The organism is uncultured Sphingomonas sp., from assembly GCF_913774285.1.
Taxonomy (GTDB): Bacteria; Pseudomonadota; Alphaproteobacteria; order Sphingomonadales; family Sphingomonadaceae; genus Sphingomonas.
Genome location: NZ_CAJYHX010000004.1, coordinates 1 through 15,902, shown reverse-complemented (window position 1 = coordinate 15,902; position 15,902 = coordinate 1). Strand labels below are relative to the sequence as shown.

General features: G+C 67.0%; 12 protein-coding genes. 5 read left to right on the top strand and 7 right to left on the bottom strand.

What is annotated here, in order from left to right; all coding sequences use genetic code 11:
- Nucleotides 1-25 precede the first annotated feature (25 nt).
- Nucleotides 26-259 carry a hypothetical protein gene (locus QZ670_RS01275; protein ID WP_294250906.1) on the bottom strand — a complete coding sequence of 78 codons (234 nt, stop codon included), beginning with the start codon at nt 257-259 and terminating at the stop codon, nt 26-28.
- Nucleotides 260-375: 116 nt separating this feature from the next.
- Here QZ670_RS01275 and QZ670_RS01270 point away from each other — a divergent pair, with 116 nt between their 5' ends.
- From QZ670_RS01270 to metH, 5 genes are all read left to right on the top strand, one after another.
- Nucleotides 376-1,326, top strand: coding sequence for a metalloregulator ArsR/SmtB family transcription factor (locus QZ670_RS01270; protein ID WP_294250904.1), 951 nt, complete (start codon nt 376-378; stop codon nt 1,324-1,326).
- 14 nt (nt 1,327-1,340) lie between these two features.
- Nucleotides 1,341-2,240 carry a methylenetetrahydrofolate reductase gene (gene metF, locus QZ670_RS01265; protein WP_294251056.1) on the top strand — a complete coding sequence of 300 codons (900 nt, stop codon included), beginning with the start codon at nt 1,341-1,343 and terminating at the stop codon, nt 2,238-2,240.
- A 142-nt stretch (nt 2,241-2,382) separates the two neighbouring features.
- Nucleotides 2,383-3,429 carry a homocysteine S-methyltransferase family protein gene (locus QZ670_RS01260; protein ID WP_294250899.1) on the top strand — a complete coding sequence of 349 codons (1,047 nt, stop codon included), beginning with the start codon at nt 2,383-2,385 and terminating at the stop codon, nt 3,427-3,429.
- Nucleotides 3,429-3,947, top strand: a complete 519-nt coding sequence (locus QZ670_RS01255) for a GNAT family N-acetyltransferase (RefSeq protein WP_294250896.1) — start codon at nt 3,429-3,431, stop codon at nt 3,945-3,947. The genes QZ670_RS01260 and QZ670_RS01255 overlap by 1 nt, the downstream gene beginning before the upstream one ends.
- Before the next feature lie 11 nt (nt 3,948-3,958).
- A complete protein-coding gene (gene metH, locus QZ670_RS01250) occupies nt 3,959-6,571 on the top strand; it encodes a methionine synthase (protein ID WP_294251053.1) in 2,613 nt (870 codons plus the stop codon).
- 18 nt (nt 6,572-6,589) lie between these two features.
- On the opposite strand, the gene QZ670_RS01245 is transcribed toward metH, so the two are convergent.
- The 6 genes from QZ670_RS01245 to QZ670_RS01220 all read right to left on the bottom strand — a co-directional run.
- Nucleotides 6,590-8,521 (bottom strand): TonB-dependent receptor, encoded by a 1,932-nt coding sequence (locus QZ670_RS01245; protein ID WP_294250893.1) that lies wholly within the window; start codon nt 8,519-8,521, stop codon nt 6,590-6,592.
- A gap of 261 nt (nt 8,522-8,782) precedes the next feature.
- On the bottom strand, nt 8,783-9,967 hold the full coding sequence (locus QZ670_RS01240; RefSeq protein ID WP_294250890.1) for an NAD(P)/FAD-dependent oxidoreductase: 1,185 nt from the start codon (nt 9,965-9,967) through the stop codon (nt 8,783-8,785).
- Nucleotides 9,968-10,057: 90 nt separating this feature from the next.
- Entirely contained in the window at nt 10,058-11,452 is a 1,395-nt protein-coding gene (gene lpdA / locus QZ670_RS01235; RefSeq protein WP_294250887.1) for a dihydrolipoyl dehydrogenase, read from the bottom strand.
- A 173-nt stretch (nt 11,453-11,625) separates the two neighbouring features.
- Nucleotides 11,626-11,901 (bottom strand): GIY-YIG nuclease family protein, encoded by a 276-nt coding sequence (locus QZ670_RS01230; RefSeq protein ID WP_294250883.1) that lies wholly within the window; start codon nt 11,899-11,901, stop codon nt 11,626-11,628.
- A 120-nt stretch (nt 11,902-12,021) separates the two neighbouring features.
- Complete coding sequence (gene odhB, locus QZ670_RS01225) at nt 12,022-13,245, bottom strand: 2-oxoglutarate dehydrogenase complex dihydrolipoyllysine-residue succinyltransferase (RefSeq protein ID WP_294250880.1); 1,224 nt, start codon at nt 13,243-13,245, stop codon at nt 12,022-12,024.
- A 2-nt stretch (nt 13,246-13,247) separates the two neighbouring features.
- A partial coding sequence (locus QZ670_RS01220) for a 2-oxoglutarate dehydrogenase E1 component (RefSeq protein WP_294250877.1) occupies nt 13,248-15,902 on the bottom strand: 2,655 nt, incomplete at its 5' end.

Below are 15,902 nucleotides of genomic sequence, written 5' to 3'. Positions count from 1 at the left end.
AGGGAAAGGGAGCGCGAGAAACGCGTCAGTCGGTGATCTCGTTGCCGGCCGGGCCGGACGTGTTCGAATAGGCGCTCTCGGCATTGGCGAAGGCCGCGTCTTCCGCGGCATTCACGTCGGCGACCGCTTCGCCCATCGTGTTGCTGTCGCCGGCCATCGCCTCGTTCGCTTCGGCGGCTTCGTTCTTCGCCTTGTTGCCGCAGGCCGACAGGCCGGTGAGCGCCAGCGCGGCGACGGGGAGGAGGAGGAGCTTGCGCATGGGAATGGGTTCCTTCACGGGGTTTGGCTCGGGGCTAGCCAGAGCCGCAAACGCACGCAACCGCGCAGCGATGCGTTGACCTGATATAAAGATATCTTTATATCTCTAAGCCGCCCATGACAGAGCCCCTCGCCATCTTCCGCGCGCTCGCGGATTCGACCCGGTTGCGGATCGTCGCGCTGCTGCGCTCGATGGAGCTGAGTGTCGGCGAACTGGCGCAGGTGCTGGGGCAGAGCCAGCCGCGCGTTTCGCGCCATGTGAAGATCCTGTGCGACGCTGGCGTGGCCGAGCGGCGCAAGGAAGGCAGCTGGGTGTTCGTGGCGCTCGGCCGCCGGGCGGTGACCGCGCCGGTGCTCGCCGCGCTAGACGCCTGGGAACTGGCAGGCGACCCCTCGGTGCTCGCCGACCAGGCGCGGCTCGACGCCGTGCGCGCCGATCGCGCCAGTGCGGCCGAAGCTTGGTTCGAGAGCAATGCCGGCCAGTGGGACGCGATCCGCTCGCTCCATGTTGCCGAGAGCGAAGTCGAAGCGGCGATGGGCGCGGCGCTGGGCGAGGGCTCGCTCGGCACACTGGTCGATATCGGCACCGGCACCGGGCGGATGCTCGAACTGTTCGGGCCGCGTTCGGCGCAGGCGGTGGGGATCGATCGCTCGTCGGAGATGCTGCGGCTGGCGCGCGCCAAGCTCGCCGATCTCGGCCATGCCGAGCTACGCCAGGCCGATCTCTATGCGCTGCCGCTGCAGGACGAGGCTGCGGATACTGCTATATTGCATCATGTGCTGCACTTCGCGCAGCAACCGGCGGCGGCGATCGGCGAGGCGGCCCGCGTGCTCGGCCCCGGCGGGCGGCTGCTGATCGTCGATTTCGCGCCGCACGAGCGCGAGGAGCTGCGCACCCGCGATGCGCATGCGCGACTGGGTTTTTCGGACGAGCAGATGCTCGGCTGGTTCGATCGCGCCGGGCTCGCCCCGGTGCAGGTGCAGACGCTGGAAGGCGGTGCGCTGACGGTGAAATTATGGCTCGGTCGCAAGACCGGGGAGAGCGTGGAAAAGGTGAAGGCGGCATGAGTATCGTAGACCCCATGGCACCGCCCCTGTTCGCCGACGTGGCGGGCGATGTGGCGGTGAGCTTCGAATTCTTCCCGCCCAAGACCGAGAAGATGGAAGAGACGCTGTGGCAGTCGATCGAGACGCTGTCGCCGCTCGGGCCGCGCTTCGTCAGCGTCACCTATGGCGCCGGCGGCACCACCCGCGAGCGCACCCATGCCACGGTCTCCAAGATCGCGCGCGAGACGCCGCTGGCCGCCGCCGCGCACCTCACCTGCGTCGAGGCGACCCGCGAGGAGATCGACCAGATCGCCGAGGAATATTGGGCGGCGGGCGTGCGGCATATCGTCGCCCTGCGCGGCGATCCGCCCCGCGCCGGCGAGAAGTATCGCACCCATCCCGGCGGCTATGAGAATGCGGCGGACTTGGTCGCGGGTCTGCGCCGGCTCCACCCGTTCGAGATTTCGGTGAGCGCCTATCCCGAATGCCACCCGGATTCGCCGAGCCCCGAGGCTGATCTCGACAATCTCAAGCGCAAGATCGACGCCGGCGCCAACCGCGCGATCACCCAGTTCTTCTTCGAGGCCGAGACCTTCCTGCGCTTCCGCGACCGCGCGGCGGCGGCGGGGATCGATGCCGAGATCGTTCCGGGCATCATGCCGGTGATGAACTATGCCAGCGTGGTGAAGATGTCCGCCATGTGCGGGACCGACGTACCGGCCTGGATGGAGAAGGCGTTCGAGGGGCTCGACGACCATCCGGCGGCGCGCCAGCTGGTTTCGGCGACGCTGGCGGCGGAGCTCTGCCGCAAGCTCTATGCGGGCGGCGTGCGGCAGTTCCACTTCTACACGCTCAACCGCGCCGAGCTGAGCTACGCGATCTGCCACCTGCTGGGGCTTCGCCCGCGGCAGCAGGCAGCGGTAGCGGCGGCGTAACCCGCTCATTCCCCTCCCGCTTGCGGGAGGGGCTAGGGGAGGGGATGGGCGCCTCCTCGCCGGACGGTATCGATTTCAGCCCCTCCCCCGACCTCTCCCGCAAGCGGGAGGGGAGCGCAGGCGGCGACGGAAGGACACAACCATGACTGCACGCGAGAAACTGCTGGCCGAAGCCGCCAAGCGCATCCTGATCACCGACGGCGCGTTCGGTACCGAGATCCAGAACTGGAAGCTCGACGAGGCCGCCTATGCCGGTACCCTCGGCCTTGCCCATGACCAGAAGGGCAACAACGACATCCTCGCGCTGACCAAGCCCGAGGTGCCCGGCTCGATCCACCGCGCCTATTTCGAGGCCGGCGCCGACATCGCCGAGACCAACACCTTCTCCGCCAACCGGATCAGCCAGGCCGATTACGGCGCCGAGCATCTGGTGCGCGAGATCAACATCGAGAGCGCAAAGTTGGCCCGCAGCATCGCCGACGAGTTCGAGGCCAAGGACGGCCGCCCGCGCTTCGTCGCCGGCGCGCTGGGCCCGACCAACAAGACGCTGTCGCTCAGCCCGGACGTCAACGATCCCGGCTATCGCGAGATCGACTTCGACTATCTCAAGGACGTGTACCGCGAGCAGATCGACGCGCTGGTCGAAGGCGGCATCGATTTCGTGCTGATCGAGACGGTGTTCGACACGCTCAACGCCAAGGCCGGGATCATGGCGGCGATCGAGGCGGGCGAGGCGCTCGGCCGCGACCTGCCGATCATGCTGTCGATGACGCTGACCGATCTCTCCGGCCGCAACCTTTCGGGCCACACCGTCGAGGCGTTTTGGGCGGCGGTGCGCCATGCGCGGCCGGTGACGATCGGGCTCAACTGCTCGTTCGGCGCCGAGCAGCTGCGCCCGCACGTCAAGACGCTGTCGGCGCTCTGCGATACGCTGATCATGGTCTACCCGAATGCGGGCCTGCCCAACGAACTCGGCGCCTATGACGAGATGCCGGCGACCACCGCCGGCCTCGTCAAGGAATGGGCCGATGCGGGCCAGGTGAACATCCTCGGCGGCTGCTGCGGCTCGACCCCCGCGCATATCGGCGCGATCGCCAAGGCGGTGCAGGGCCTCACCCCGCGCGCCATCCCGACGCCCGAAGTGCGCACGCGGCTCGCCGGGCTCGAGCCGTTTACCATGGCGGCGTGATGACCGCAGGCTGGGCCATACGCGAGGTAGGTGCAGACGACCTCGCCGCGCTTTCCACCGTCGCCAGCGCGACGTTTGTGGAGACGTTCGCGGGCGTGCTGTCCGGCGATGCGGTGGTCCAGCACTGTCTCCACGCGAACAGCATCGACGCCTATCGCCGCCACCTGGATGCGGGCGCGCGTGCCTGGCTGGCGGAAGTGGATCCGGGCAAGGCCCCGATCGGCTTTGCGTTGATGACGGCGCCCGACCTGCCCACGGCAGGCGCCGGCGACATCGAGCTCAAGCGCATCTATGTGCTGTCGCGCTTTCATGGCGATGGCATCGGCGCGGCGCTGATGGCACAGGCGATCGCCGCGGCGGACGGTTTCGACCGGCTGCTGCTGGGCGTCTATGCCGGCAATGCGCGCGCCATCGCCTTCTACGCCAAGCACGGCTTCGCGCCGATTGCGAACCGCCAGTACAATGTCGGCGGCTCGCTCTACGACGATATCGTCCTCGCCCGGCCGCTGGCCGCCTAACCTCTCTCAGACTGTCGGATTTGATGACCAACACCGTCTCCTCCACCAACTTCGTCAATGTCGGCGAGCGCACCAACGTCACCGGCTCGGCCCGCTTCAAGAAGCTGGTGATGGCCGGCGACTATCCCGCCGCGGTCGAAGTCGCGCGCCAGCAGGTCGAGAACGGCGCGCAGGTGATCGACGTCAACATGGACGAGGGCCTGCTCGACGCCGTCGAGGCGATGACCACCTTCCTCAAGCTGATCGCCGCCGAGCCGGACATCGCGCGCGTGCCGGTGATGATCGACAGCTCCAAGTGGGAGGTGATCGAGGCGGGGCTCAAGTGCGTCTCGGGCAAGCCGATCGTCAACTCGATCAGCATGAAGGAAGGCGAGGAAGCCTTCCTGTACCATGCCCGCAAGTGCATGGCGTACGGCGCCGCCGTGGTGGTCATGGCGTTCGACGAGGTCGGCCAGGCGGATACGCAGCAGCGGAAGGTCGAGATCTGCGAGCGCGCCTACAAGCTGCTCACCGGGATCGGCTTCCCGCCCGAGGACATCATCTTCGATCCCAACGTGTTCGCGGTGGCGACGGGCATCGAGGAGCACAACAATTACGGCGTCGACTTCATCGAGGCGTGCCGCGAGATCAAGAAGCGCTGCCCGCACGTCCATATCTCGGGCGGCCTGTCGAACCTGTCGTTCAGCTTCCGCGGCAACGAGCCGGTGCGCCGGGCGATGCACAGCGTGTTCCTCTACCATGCGATCCCCGCGGGCATGGACATGGCGATTGTCAATGCCGGCCAGCTCGACGTGTACGACGCGATCGATCCCGAGCTGCGCGTGGCCTGCGAGGACGTGGTGCTCAACCGCGATCCCGATGCCGGCGAGCGGCTGGTCGCGCTCGCCGAGAAGTATCGCGGCACCGATGCGGTGGCGGAGAAGCAGGCGGCCGAATGGCGCAGCTGGCCGGTCGCCAAGCGCCTCGAGCATGCGCTGGTCAAGGGCATCGACGCGCATGTCGTCGAGGATACCGAGGAATGCCGCCAGATCTTCGCGCGCCCGATCGAGGTAATCGAGGGCCCGCTGATGGACGGCATGAACGTCGTCGGCGACCTGTTCGGCTCGGGCAAGATGTTCCTGCCGCAGGTGGTGAAGTCCGCCCGCGTGATGAAGAAGGCCGTGGCGCACCTGCTCCCCTATATCGAGGCGGAGAAGGAAGAAGGCGCCAAGGGCAAGGGCAAGATCGTGCTTGCCACGGTGAAGGGCGATGTGCACGATATCGGGAAGAACATCGTCGGCGTCGTGCTTCAGTGCAACGGCTTCGACGTGGTCGATCTGGGCGTGATGGTGCCCTGGTCGAACATCCTGCAGGCGGCGATCGACAACGATGCCGACATGATCGGCCTGTCCGGCCTGATCACGCCGAGCCTCGACGAGATGGTGACCGTCGCCGAGGAAATGCAGCGCGCCAACATGACGATGCCGCTGCTGATCGGCGGCGCCACCACCAGCCGCGTCCACACCGCGCTGCGCATCGACCCGGCCTATACCGGCCCGGTGGTGCATGTGCTGGACGCCAGCCGCGCGGTCGGCGTGGCGACGGCGCTGGTCTCCGACACCCAGCGCGATCCGTACGTCGCGAAGGTGGCGGACGAATATGAACATGTCCGCCAGGCACGCGCCGGCAAGGGGCAGAGCGAGCTGCTGCCGCTGGAAGACGCCCGCGCCAACGCCTTCGAGGCCGATATGAGCCTCAAGCCCGGCAAGCCGCGCATGCCGGGCGTGCACACGTTCGACGACTGGGACCTCAAGGACCTGCGCGACTATATCGACTGGACGCCCTTCTTCCGCGCCTGGGAGCTGGCGGGCAACTACCCGGCGATCCTGCAGGACGAAGTGGTCGGCGAAAGCGCGACTTCGCTGTTCGCCGACGCCCAGAAGATGCTCGACAAGATCATCGCCGAGCGCTGGCTCACCGCGCGCGGCGTGGCTGGGCTGTGGCCCTGCCGCCGCGAGGGCGATGACGTGATCGTGCATCTGGAGGACGAGCATGTCCGTCTGCCGTTCCTGCGCCAGCAGATCGCCAAGCGCGAGGGCCGCGCGAACATGTGCCTGGCCGACTTCATCGATCATGACGGCGACTGGATCGGCGGCTTCGCGGTCTCGATCCACGGCATCGAGCCGCACCTCGCCCGCTTCAAGGCGGCGATCGACGACTATTCGGACATCCTCCTGAAGGCGCTGGCCGACCGCCTCGCCGAGGCCTTTGCCGAACGCCTCCACAAGTTCGTCCGCACCGCGCTCTGGGGCTATGCCGAAGGCGAGCAGCTCGACAATGAGGCGCTGGTCCGCGAGCAGTATCGCGGCATCCGCCCGGCCCCAGGCTATCCGGCCTGCCCCGAGCACAGCCTCAAGCCGATCCTGTTCGACCTGCTCGATGCGCACAAGCGCACCGGCATCAGCCTCACCGAAAGCTTTGCGATGCTGCCGACGGCGGCGGTGTCCGGCTTCTATTTCGGCCATCCCCAGGCCGAATATTTCGGCGTCGCCCGCGTCGGGCCGGACCAGCTCAAGGATTACGCCGCCCGCCGCGGGATCAGCGAGGAGCTGGCGACCCGCTACCTGCGGCCCAACTTGGACTGATCGACGCCGCCGGGCGCCTCACAGCGTCCGGCGGATCTGCACGTAGAGATATTGCCCGCGCCGCTGAACGCGCCGCTCGCGATACGCCAGCGGCGTGACGTTGCGTTCGCCGGCGTAGACGTCGCGGTCGTAGATGCGGGCGGGGTTGGTGAGGTTGCCGGCATCGAGCCGGATCGCCAACTTCTTGCTCGGCTTCCAGATGCCGTAGATTTCGAAGGTCGGCTGGATCTCGGTCGTCCGAAACTCGCGGATCCGGTAGAGGTTCGCCCCCGGCTGGCCGCAGCTGCCGTACACGCCATAGGTGAACCGGCCGCCGAACAGATCCTGGCTGAAGCTTCCCGAACAGGTGAACGGCACTTCGTTGGTGTAGCGCCGCCGCTCGCCGGTCAGCGGATCGGTGACGTGGCTGCGCACCAGCTCGGCAGCGCCGCGCAAGCGCGCATCCTTGATGCCCAGCTTGTCGAACGGCAGCGTCAGCGTGCCCGACAGCGTGTCGCGGGTGCCAGTGCCAATATTGCCGATCGCGTCATATCCGCCCTCCAGCGGGATATAGTCGATCACGTGGCGCGTCGCCTCATGCTTGGCGCCGAGCTCCAGCGCACCCTTGCCCCAAAAGCGGTGCTCGACCACGGCCTCGAGGGTCAGTGTCTGCTCGGGGCGCAGATCGCCGTTGCCAGCGCGCACCGTACCGAGGTTGATCTCGGTCGCGGCGACGAAATTGGTGAAGTCGAGCTGGCTGACGCTCTGCTCCGCCCGCAGCCGCAGCTGGTCGTGCGCGGTGGGGCGCAGGGTCAGCTGCACGCGCGGCTTGGGATAGAAGAAGGACCGGCTTCGCTGGGTGTCGCCGTCGGCGCGGATGCGGGACATTTCGGTACGCAACCCGGCCTCCAGCGTCACCGGCGCCGAAGGCTGCCACCGCGCCAGTCCGAACAGCTCGCCGCGCACTTCGCTGACGAACACCTTTTCGTCGGGCAGCGCCACGGGCACGCCCTCCTCGGTATAGGTCGTGCGGTTGTCGAGGAAGTTATAGGCGATCTCGCCGCCGCCTTCGAACGAGAGCCTGGGGTTCGTCTTGTGCCGCAGGATCGTGCGCAGGATCGATTCGCCGGTGCGCGATCGCTGGCCGAAGGTGGACGGGAAATCGCCGATCAGCGTATCCGAATCATAGCCGAGATGCCCCAGTCGCTGCAGCCCGATCACTTCGACTTCGCTCTTGCGGCCGAGCGCCCGCGTCCAGTTGGCGCCGAGTTCGCCCTTCCATTGATGCGTGATATCGGTGGCGAGGGTGTTGTCGCCGCTGCCTTCCACCGTCGTGGCAAGGAAGCTGGTCGGGTAATCGAGATAGTCGAAGCGGCCATTGACCGTCAGCAGCCCGCCGCCGGCGGCGCGCTGGATCGTCGAGCGCAGGATCGCGGTTCGATCCCGGTCCCACAGGTCGAGCGCCTGGCGGACGAGCAGATTGCCCGCAGCGTTGCGGCGGATGCGGTAGCCCTGCGCGGTGCCGCTGGTGCGATCGCTGATCACCTCCAGCGAAACTTCGTCGCGACGGTCGCCGTCGCGGCGGGCATATTGCAGCGTCACATCGGGGCCGACATAGCCGTCGTCATAGATATAGCTCTGGAAGTTGATCAGCGTCTCGGTCGCGGCGGTGCGCTTGAGCACGACATTGGCGATCACCGCGCGGCCCTGCATGTCGATGCCGGGCGCACCGCCGCGGATCAGTTCGATCCGCGCCACGCTGCCCGCGCTGATCCGGCGCAGGATCTCGCCCAGACCGTCGGTCTTCGACGCGGGGGGCTTGCCGTCGATCAGCACGTTGCCGGTGTTGCCGGCGAGACCGCGGGCATCGCCATTGCCGACGTCCAGCGTGAAGCCGGGCAGACGCTGGACCATGTCGAGCGCGGTCGGCAACGCGGTGTTGGCGAAGAACTCTGGGCCATAGACCAGCACCCCCGCGGCGGGCGGCGCGCCGGGGGCACCTGAAGCCGGTTCAGGCTGTTGCTGTGCGAACGCGGTGACAGGGCAGGCCAATGCGGCGGCTGCCAAAACGCACCTGACTTTCATTCGACTCGAAATGTCCCCCCAGGAACAACAAGATAGCTGCCCCTTCCCGCAAGTCTGGCCGAAGCTGCGCAAGCTTTGCAAATGAAAACCGGGCGTTAAGCAACTTTCCGGAGTCTGGCGTGCCGTTCGCGCAACAGCCGGGCGATGCTATAGCGCCTGCGCCGCCGCCCAGCCGCTCGCCCAAGCCCATTGGAAGTTGTACCCGCCCAGCCAACCGGTGACGTCCACCGCCTCGCCGATCGCGTAGAGGCCGGGCACGCGGCGCGCTGCCATGGTCTGCGAGGAAAGGTCCGCGGTGCTGATCCCCCCCACGGTTACTTCGGCCTTGGCGAAGCCCTCGGTGCCGTTGGGGGTGAAGCGCCAGACCGCCAGCTGTGCCTCGGCCTCATCCAGCACGGCATCGCGGCAATTGCCGAGTTCGCTGGGCAGCGCGATGCGTTCGGCGAGGGTGGTGGCGAGCCGATCGGGCAGCTGGCGATGGAGCAGGCTGCGCAGCCCGAGCTTGGGTTCGGCACGCTTGGCTTCGCGCAGCCAGCCCCTGGGCTGCTCTGGCAGGAAGTCGATCGCGATCGACTCGCCATGCTTCCAGTAGGAGGAGACCTGCAGGATCGCCGGGCCGGAGAGCCCGCGATGGGTGAACAGCGCCGCCTCGCGGAACGCCGCCTTGCCGGCGCTCGCGGCAACCGGAGTGGAGACGCCCGAAAGGTCGCGGAACAGCGCCTGGTCCGGGCCGAGCGTGAGCGGCACCAGTGCCGGTCGGGGCTCGACCACCTTGAGGCCGAAGCGGCGGGCGAGCTCATAGGCGAAGCCGGTCGCGCCGAGCTTGGGGATGGCCGGGCCGCCTGTGGCGATGATCAGGGCAGGGGCCTCAGCAATGCCCTTGCTGGTGGCCACCCGGAAGCGGCCATCGGCGTGGTCCACGGCGGTGATGCTCGCGCCGAGTTCGATCGTCACCTCGCCCATCGCGCATTCGCCGAGCAGCATCTCGACGATCTGCCGCGCGGAGCCGTCGCAGAACAACTGGCCGAGCGTCTTCTCGTGCCAGGCGATGCCATGGCGCTCGACCAGCGCGAGGAAGTCCTGCGCGGTGTAGCGGCCCAGCGCCGACTTGGCGAAATGCGGGTTTGCGGACAGGTAGCGATCCGGCGCGGTGCCGAGATTGGTGAAGTTGCACCGCCCGCCGCCCGAGATCAGGATCTTCTTCCCCGGTGCCTCGGCATGATCGAGCAGCAGCACCCGGCGCCCGCGCTGGCCTGCCATGGCGGCGCAGAACATCCCGGCCGCGCCGGCGCCGAGAATGATTGCGTCATGGGTGCCGAGGGAGGTGATCATGGCTGGTCGTTAGCGTGGTTCTGGGCCCCCGAACAGCAAAACGCCGCCGGGGATGCCGGCGGCGTCTGCTTCGGTCCGAACGGGATCGGATCAGATGTGGATCGGCTTGCCGAGCACGCCCATCGCCGCTTCCTTGATCGCCTCGGAATGCGTCGGGTGGGCATGGCAGGTATAGGCAATGTCTTCGGAGGTCGCGCCGAACTCCATCGCCTGCGCGACCTGGGCGATCATCGTGCCGGCCGGCGCGGTGATGATCCAGGCGCCGAGCACGCGATCGGTCTTGGCGTCGGCGATCACCTTCACCCAGCCGGTGGTGTCGTCGATCGCCTTGGCGCGGCTGTTGCCCGCCATCGGGAACTTGCCGACCTTCACTTCGCCCTTTTCGCGCGCCTGCTCCTCGGTGAGGCCGACGCCGGCGATTTCGGGGTGGGTGTAGACCACGCTCGGGATCACCGCATGGTTCACGATGCCGGTCAGGCCTGCGATGTTCTCGGCGACCGCGATGCCTTCGTCCTCGGCCTTGTGCGCGAGCATCGGGCCCGGGATCACGTCGCCGATCGCCCACACGCCGTCGACGGCGGTGCGGAAGCTGTGGTCGGTCTCGATCTGGCCGCGCTGGTTGGTGGCGAGGCCGATCTTGTCGAGGCCCAGACCCTCGGTGTTCGGACGGCGGCCGATCGCGACGAGCACGACATCGGCTTCGAGCGTCTCAGGCGTGCCGCCGGCGGCGGGCTCGATGGTGACGGTCGCCTTGTCGCCATTGACGACGACGCCGGTCACCTTGGTGGAGAGCTTGATCTCCATGCCCTGCTTCTTGAAGATCTTGGAAGCTTCCTTCCGCACTTCACCGTCCATGCCCGGGAGCAGCTGGTCGAGATACTCGACCACGGTCACCTTGGCGCCGAGGCGCTGCCAGACCGAGCCGAGCTCGAGCCCGATCACGCCGCCGCCGATCACGACCATGTTCGCCGGCACCTTCTCCAGCGCGATCGCGCCGGTGGAGTCGACGACGACCTTCTGGTCGATCGTCACGCCCGGCAGCGGGGTGACCGACGAGCCGGTGGCGATCACGATGTTCTTGGCGGTGACGGTGCGCTCGCCCACCTGCACGGTGTGCGCGTCGACGAAGGTGCCGAGGCCCTTCACCCACTCGACCTTGTTCTTCTTGAACAGGAACTCGATGCCGCCGGTCAGGCCCTTCACGGCCTTGTCCTTGTCGGCCATCATCGCCGGCAGGTCGAGCTCGACATTGCCCAGCTTGACGCCGTGCTTGGCGAGCGCGCCCGAGGCGGCTTCGTAGAACAGCTCGGAGGCGTTCAGCAGCGCCTTAGAGGGGATGCAGCCGACGTTGAGGCAGGTGCCGCCCAGCGTTTCGCGGCTCTCGACGCAGCCGGTCTTGAGGCCCAGCTGCGCCGCGCGGATCGCCGCGACATAGCCGCCGGGGCCGGAACCGATGATCAGGACGTCGAAATCATATTCAGCCATTTTCCGCTCCATGCGTGCGCGTGCGGGCGCTTAAACTATCGGCCGTGTCGCCCGGGGCTCTGGGCCCCTGCTTTCGCAGGGGAACGGGCGAGGTCCAGCCATATCAGTGCTCCTGCGAAAGCAGGAGCCCAGGGTTGCGAGGGACGTTCGTCAATCCGGCATCGTAGCGCCGATCACCCGAAGAGCGTCCCGTACAAATCCTTCCACTGCGGGTTGTCGCGTTCGATCAGCTCGATCTTCCACGCCCGCTTCCATTTCTTCATCTGGCGTTCGCTAAGCCGCGCCCCGTCCAGATCTTCATGCGCCTCGTACCAGACGAGGCGCGTGCAGCCTTTGTCCTTGGTAAAGCCCTCGATCATGCCGGTTCGATGCTGGTACGCTCTGGCGGGCAAGTCGCTGGTCGATCCGACATAGATCGTGCCGTTGCGCTTGTTGGCCATGATGTACACGCAGCCGGATTTCGTCGGGCTTCTCCTTGGTTCCGTGCTCCTGCGGAAGCAGGAGCCCAGGGCCACACGCGATGTACTTTCCAACCCTGGGCCCCCGCTTTCGCGGGGGCACAAGATGTATCAGAGGTCGATCAGCAGGCGGGTCGGATCCTCGATCGCGTTCTTGATCGCGACGAGGAAGGTCACCGCCTCGCGGCCGTCGATCAGGCGGTGATCGTAGCTGAGCGCGAGGTACATCATCGGGCGGACGACGACCTGGCCGTCACGGACGACCGGGCGCTCCTCGATGCGGTGCAGGCCGAGCACGGCCGACTGCGGCGGGTTGATGATCGGGGTCGACATCAGCGAGCCGAACACGCCGCCGTTGGAGATGGTGAAGGTACCGCCCTTCATCTCGTCCATCTTGAGCGAGCCGTCCTTCGCGCGCTTGCCGAAGTCGCCGATCGTCTTCTCGATGCCGGCGACCGACAGGTCCTGCGCGTCGCGGATCACCGGCACGACCAGGCCCTGCGGGGCCGAGACCGCGACCGAGATGTCGCAATAATCGTGATAGACGATCTCGTCGCCCTCGATCGAGCCGTTGACGCCGGGGATGTCCTTCAGCGCCATGCACGCGGCCTTCACGAAGAAGCCCATGAAGCCGAGACGGACGCCGTGCTTCTTCTCGAACAGGTCCTTGTACTTGGCGCGCGCCTCGATCACCGCGGTCATGTCCACGTCGTTGAACGTGGTGAGCATGGCGGCGGTGTTCTGCGCTTCCTTGAGGCGCTTGGCGACGGTCTGGCGCAGGCGGGTCATCCGCACGCGCTCTTCCTTGCGACCGCCGGTCGAAGCCGGAGCGGCGGCAGGCGCCGGCGCGGCGGCGGGGGCCGGAGCGGCAGGCTTGCTGCTGGCCGCGGCGATCACGTCGTCCTTGGTCAGGCGGCCGTCCTTGCCGGTGCCCTGCACGGTCGAGGGATCGACGCCCGTCTCCAGCACCGCACGACGTACCGACGGCGACAGCGCAGCGGCATCGGCCGACGGGGCCGGAGCAGCGGCGGGCGCCGGGGCAGGCGTTGCAGCCGGGGCAGCGGCGGCGGGCGCCGCAGCCGGAGCGGCCGCGGCACCTTCACCCGCGATGATCGCGATTACCGCACCCACTTCGACGGTATCGCCGACCTTGACGATCTGCTCGCCCATCACGCCGGCGACCGGCGAGGGGACTTCGACCGAGACCTTGTCGGTCTCGAGGCTGGCGATCGGCTCGTCGACGCGGACGGGATCGCCCGGATTCTTCAGCCATTCACCGACGGTGGCTTCGGTGATCGATTCGCCCAGTACAGGGACTTTGACTTCGGTGGCCATTCTCAACCTTTCCGGGTGCGGCGGATTTCTTCGCGGACATTATGGCCGAGCGCGTCGGCAACGAGCGCGCCCTGCTCTGCGGTGTGGCGCTTCATCAGGCCGGTGGCGGGCGAGGCCGCCGCGGCGCGACCGGCATAGCGCGGACGCTGGATCTTGCCGCCGGCGTCGATCAGGCACTGCTCGATCAGCGGCTCGACGAAGAACCAGTAGCCGTTGTTCTTCGGCTCTTCCTGGGCCCACACCACCTCTTCGAGGTTGGTCATGCGCTTCAGCCGCTCGGTCAGCGGCTCGCCCGGGAACGGGTAGAGCTGCTCGATCCGGACGATCGCGGTGTTCTTGTCGCCCGCCGCATCGCGCGCTTCCATCAGGTCGAAGGCGACCTTGCCGGTGCAGAGCACGAGGCGCTTCACCTCGGTATCCGCCGGTGCGTTGGGGTCCGACAGGATCCGCTTGAAGTGGCTGTCGCCCAGGAACTCCTCGGCGCTGGAAACCGCCAGCTTGTGGCGGAGCAGCGACTTCGGCGTGAACTGGATCAGCGGCTTGCGGAAGTTCCGGTGCATCTGCCGGCGCAGCAGGTGGAAATAGTTCGCCGGCGTGGTGATGTTCACCACCTGCATGTTGTCCTGCGCGCAGAGCTGGAGGAAGCGCTCCGGACGCGCCGAGCTGTGCTCGGGGCCCTGGCCTTCATAGCCGTGCGGCAGCAGCATCACCAGGCCGTTGGCGCGGAGCCACTTGGACTCGCCCGACGCGATGAACTGGTCGATCATGATCTGCGCGCCGTTCACGAAGTCGCCGAACTGCGCTTCCCAAAGCACCAGCGCCTTCGGATCCGCCAGCGCATAGCCATACTCGAAGCCGAGCACGCCATATTCGCTGAGCGGCGAATCCAGCACCTCGAAGCTGCCGTGCGGCACCGTGGTGAGCGGCACGTACTTCGCCTCGGTCTTCTGGTCGACCCAGACGGCGTGGCGCTGCGAGAAGGTGCCGCGGCCCGAATCCTGGCCGGACAGACGCACCGCATAGCCTTCCGAGAGCAGCGAGCCGAAGGCCAGTGCCTCGCCGGTCGCCCAATCGAAATTGGTGCCCGACTTGAACATCTCGCGCTTGGCATCGAGCACGCGGCCGAGGGTCTTGTGGATCTCGATATCCTCGGGGACCGTGGTCAGCGTGCGGCCGAGGCTGTCGAACAGTTTCTTCTCGATGCCGGTCTCGACGTTGCGGCGCGAGCCCTCGCCGTCCGACGGCGCGCCCAGGCCCGACCAGCGACCGGCGAACCAGTCCGCCTTGTTCGGCAGATAGGTCTTGCCCGCCTCGAACTCGCCTTCGAGCAGCGTGGTGAACTGGTGGGTCTTCTCGTCGATGAAGGCCTGGTCGACCACGCCCTCGGCGATCAGCTTCTGGCCATAGATGCTGCTCACACCGGGGTGCTGACGGATCTTCTGGTACATCAGCGGCTGGGTGAAGCCGGGCTCGTCGCCTTCATTGTGGCCGAAGCGGCGATAGCACCACATGTCGATCACGATGTCGCGGTGGAATTCCTGGCGGAACTCGATCGCCACCTTGCAGGCGAAGGTCACGGCTTCGGGATCGTCGCCGTTGACGTGCAGGATCGGCGCCTGGACGCCCTTGGCGACGTCCGACGGATAGGGCGAGGAGCGCGCGAACTGCGGGCTCGTCGTGAAGCCGACCTGGTTGTTGATGACGAAGTGGATGCAGCCGCCGGTATTGTAGCCGCGGATGCCGGAGAAGCCGAGCGTCTCCCACACGATGCCCTGGCCGGCGAACGCCGCGTCACCGTGGATCAGCACCGGCAGCACCTGCTCGTGCTTTTCCAGATCGCCGCGGATCGTCTGCAGCGCGCGCGCCTTGCCGAGCACGACCGGATCGGCCGCCTCGAGGTGCGACGGGTTGGCGACCAGCGACATGTGGACGCTGATGCCGTCGAACTGGCGATCGGTGGAGGTGCCGAGGTGATACTTCACGTCACCCGAGCCGGCAACGTCGTCCGGGTTGGCCGAACCGCCGCCGAACTCGTGGAAGATCACCCGGAACGGCTTTTCCATGACGTTGGCGAGCATGTTCAGGCGGCCGCGATGGGCCATGCCGTACACGATCTCGCGGACGCCCTGCTGGCCGCCATACTTGATGATCGCTTCCATCGCCGGGATCATCGATTCGCCGCCGTCGAGGCCGAACCGCTTGGTGCCGACATATTTCTTGCCGAGGAATTTTTCCCACTGCTCGGCTTCGATCACCTTGGACAGGATCGCCTTCTTGCCGTCGGGCGTGAAGGTGATCGCCTTGTCCTTGCCTTCCATCCGGTCCTGGAGGAAGCGGCGCTCCTCCACATCCGCGATGTGCATATATTCGAGGCCGATATTGCCGCAGTAATTCTTGCGCAGCGTGTCAACCAGCTCGCGAACGGTCGCCCATTCGAAGCCCATCGTGCCGCCGAGGTAGACCTTGCGATCGATATCGGCGTCGGTGAAGCCGTGATATTCGGTCTTCAGGTCTTCCGGAAGCTCGCGCAGGCCCGACAGGCCCAGCGGGTCGAGGTTCGCCGCGAGGTGACCGCGCACGCGATAGGTGCGGATCAGCAGCTGGGCGCGGATCGCGTCACCCGCCGCCTTGACGATGTCGGCGGTCGACGGCGCTGC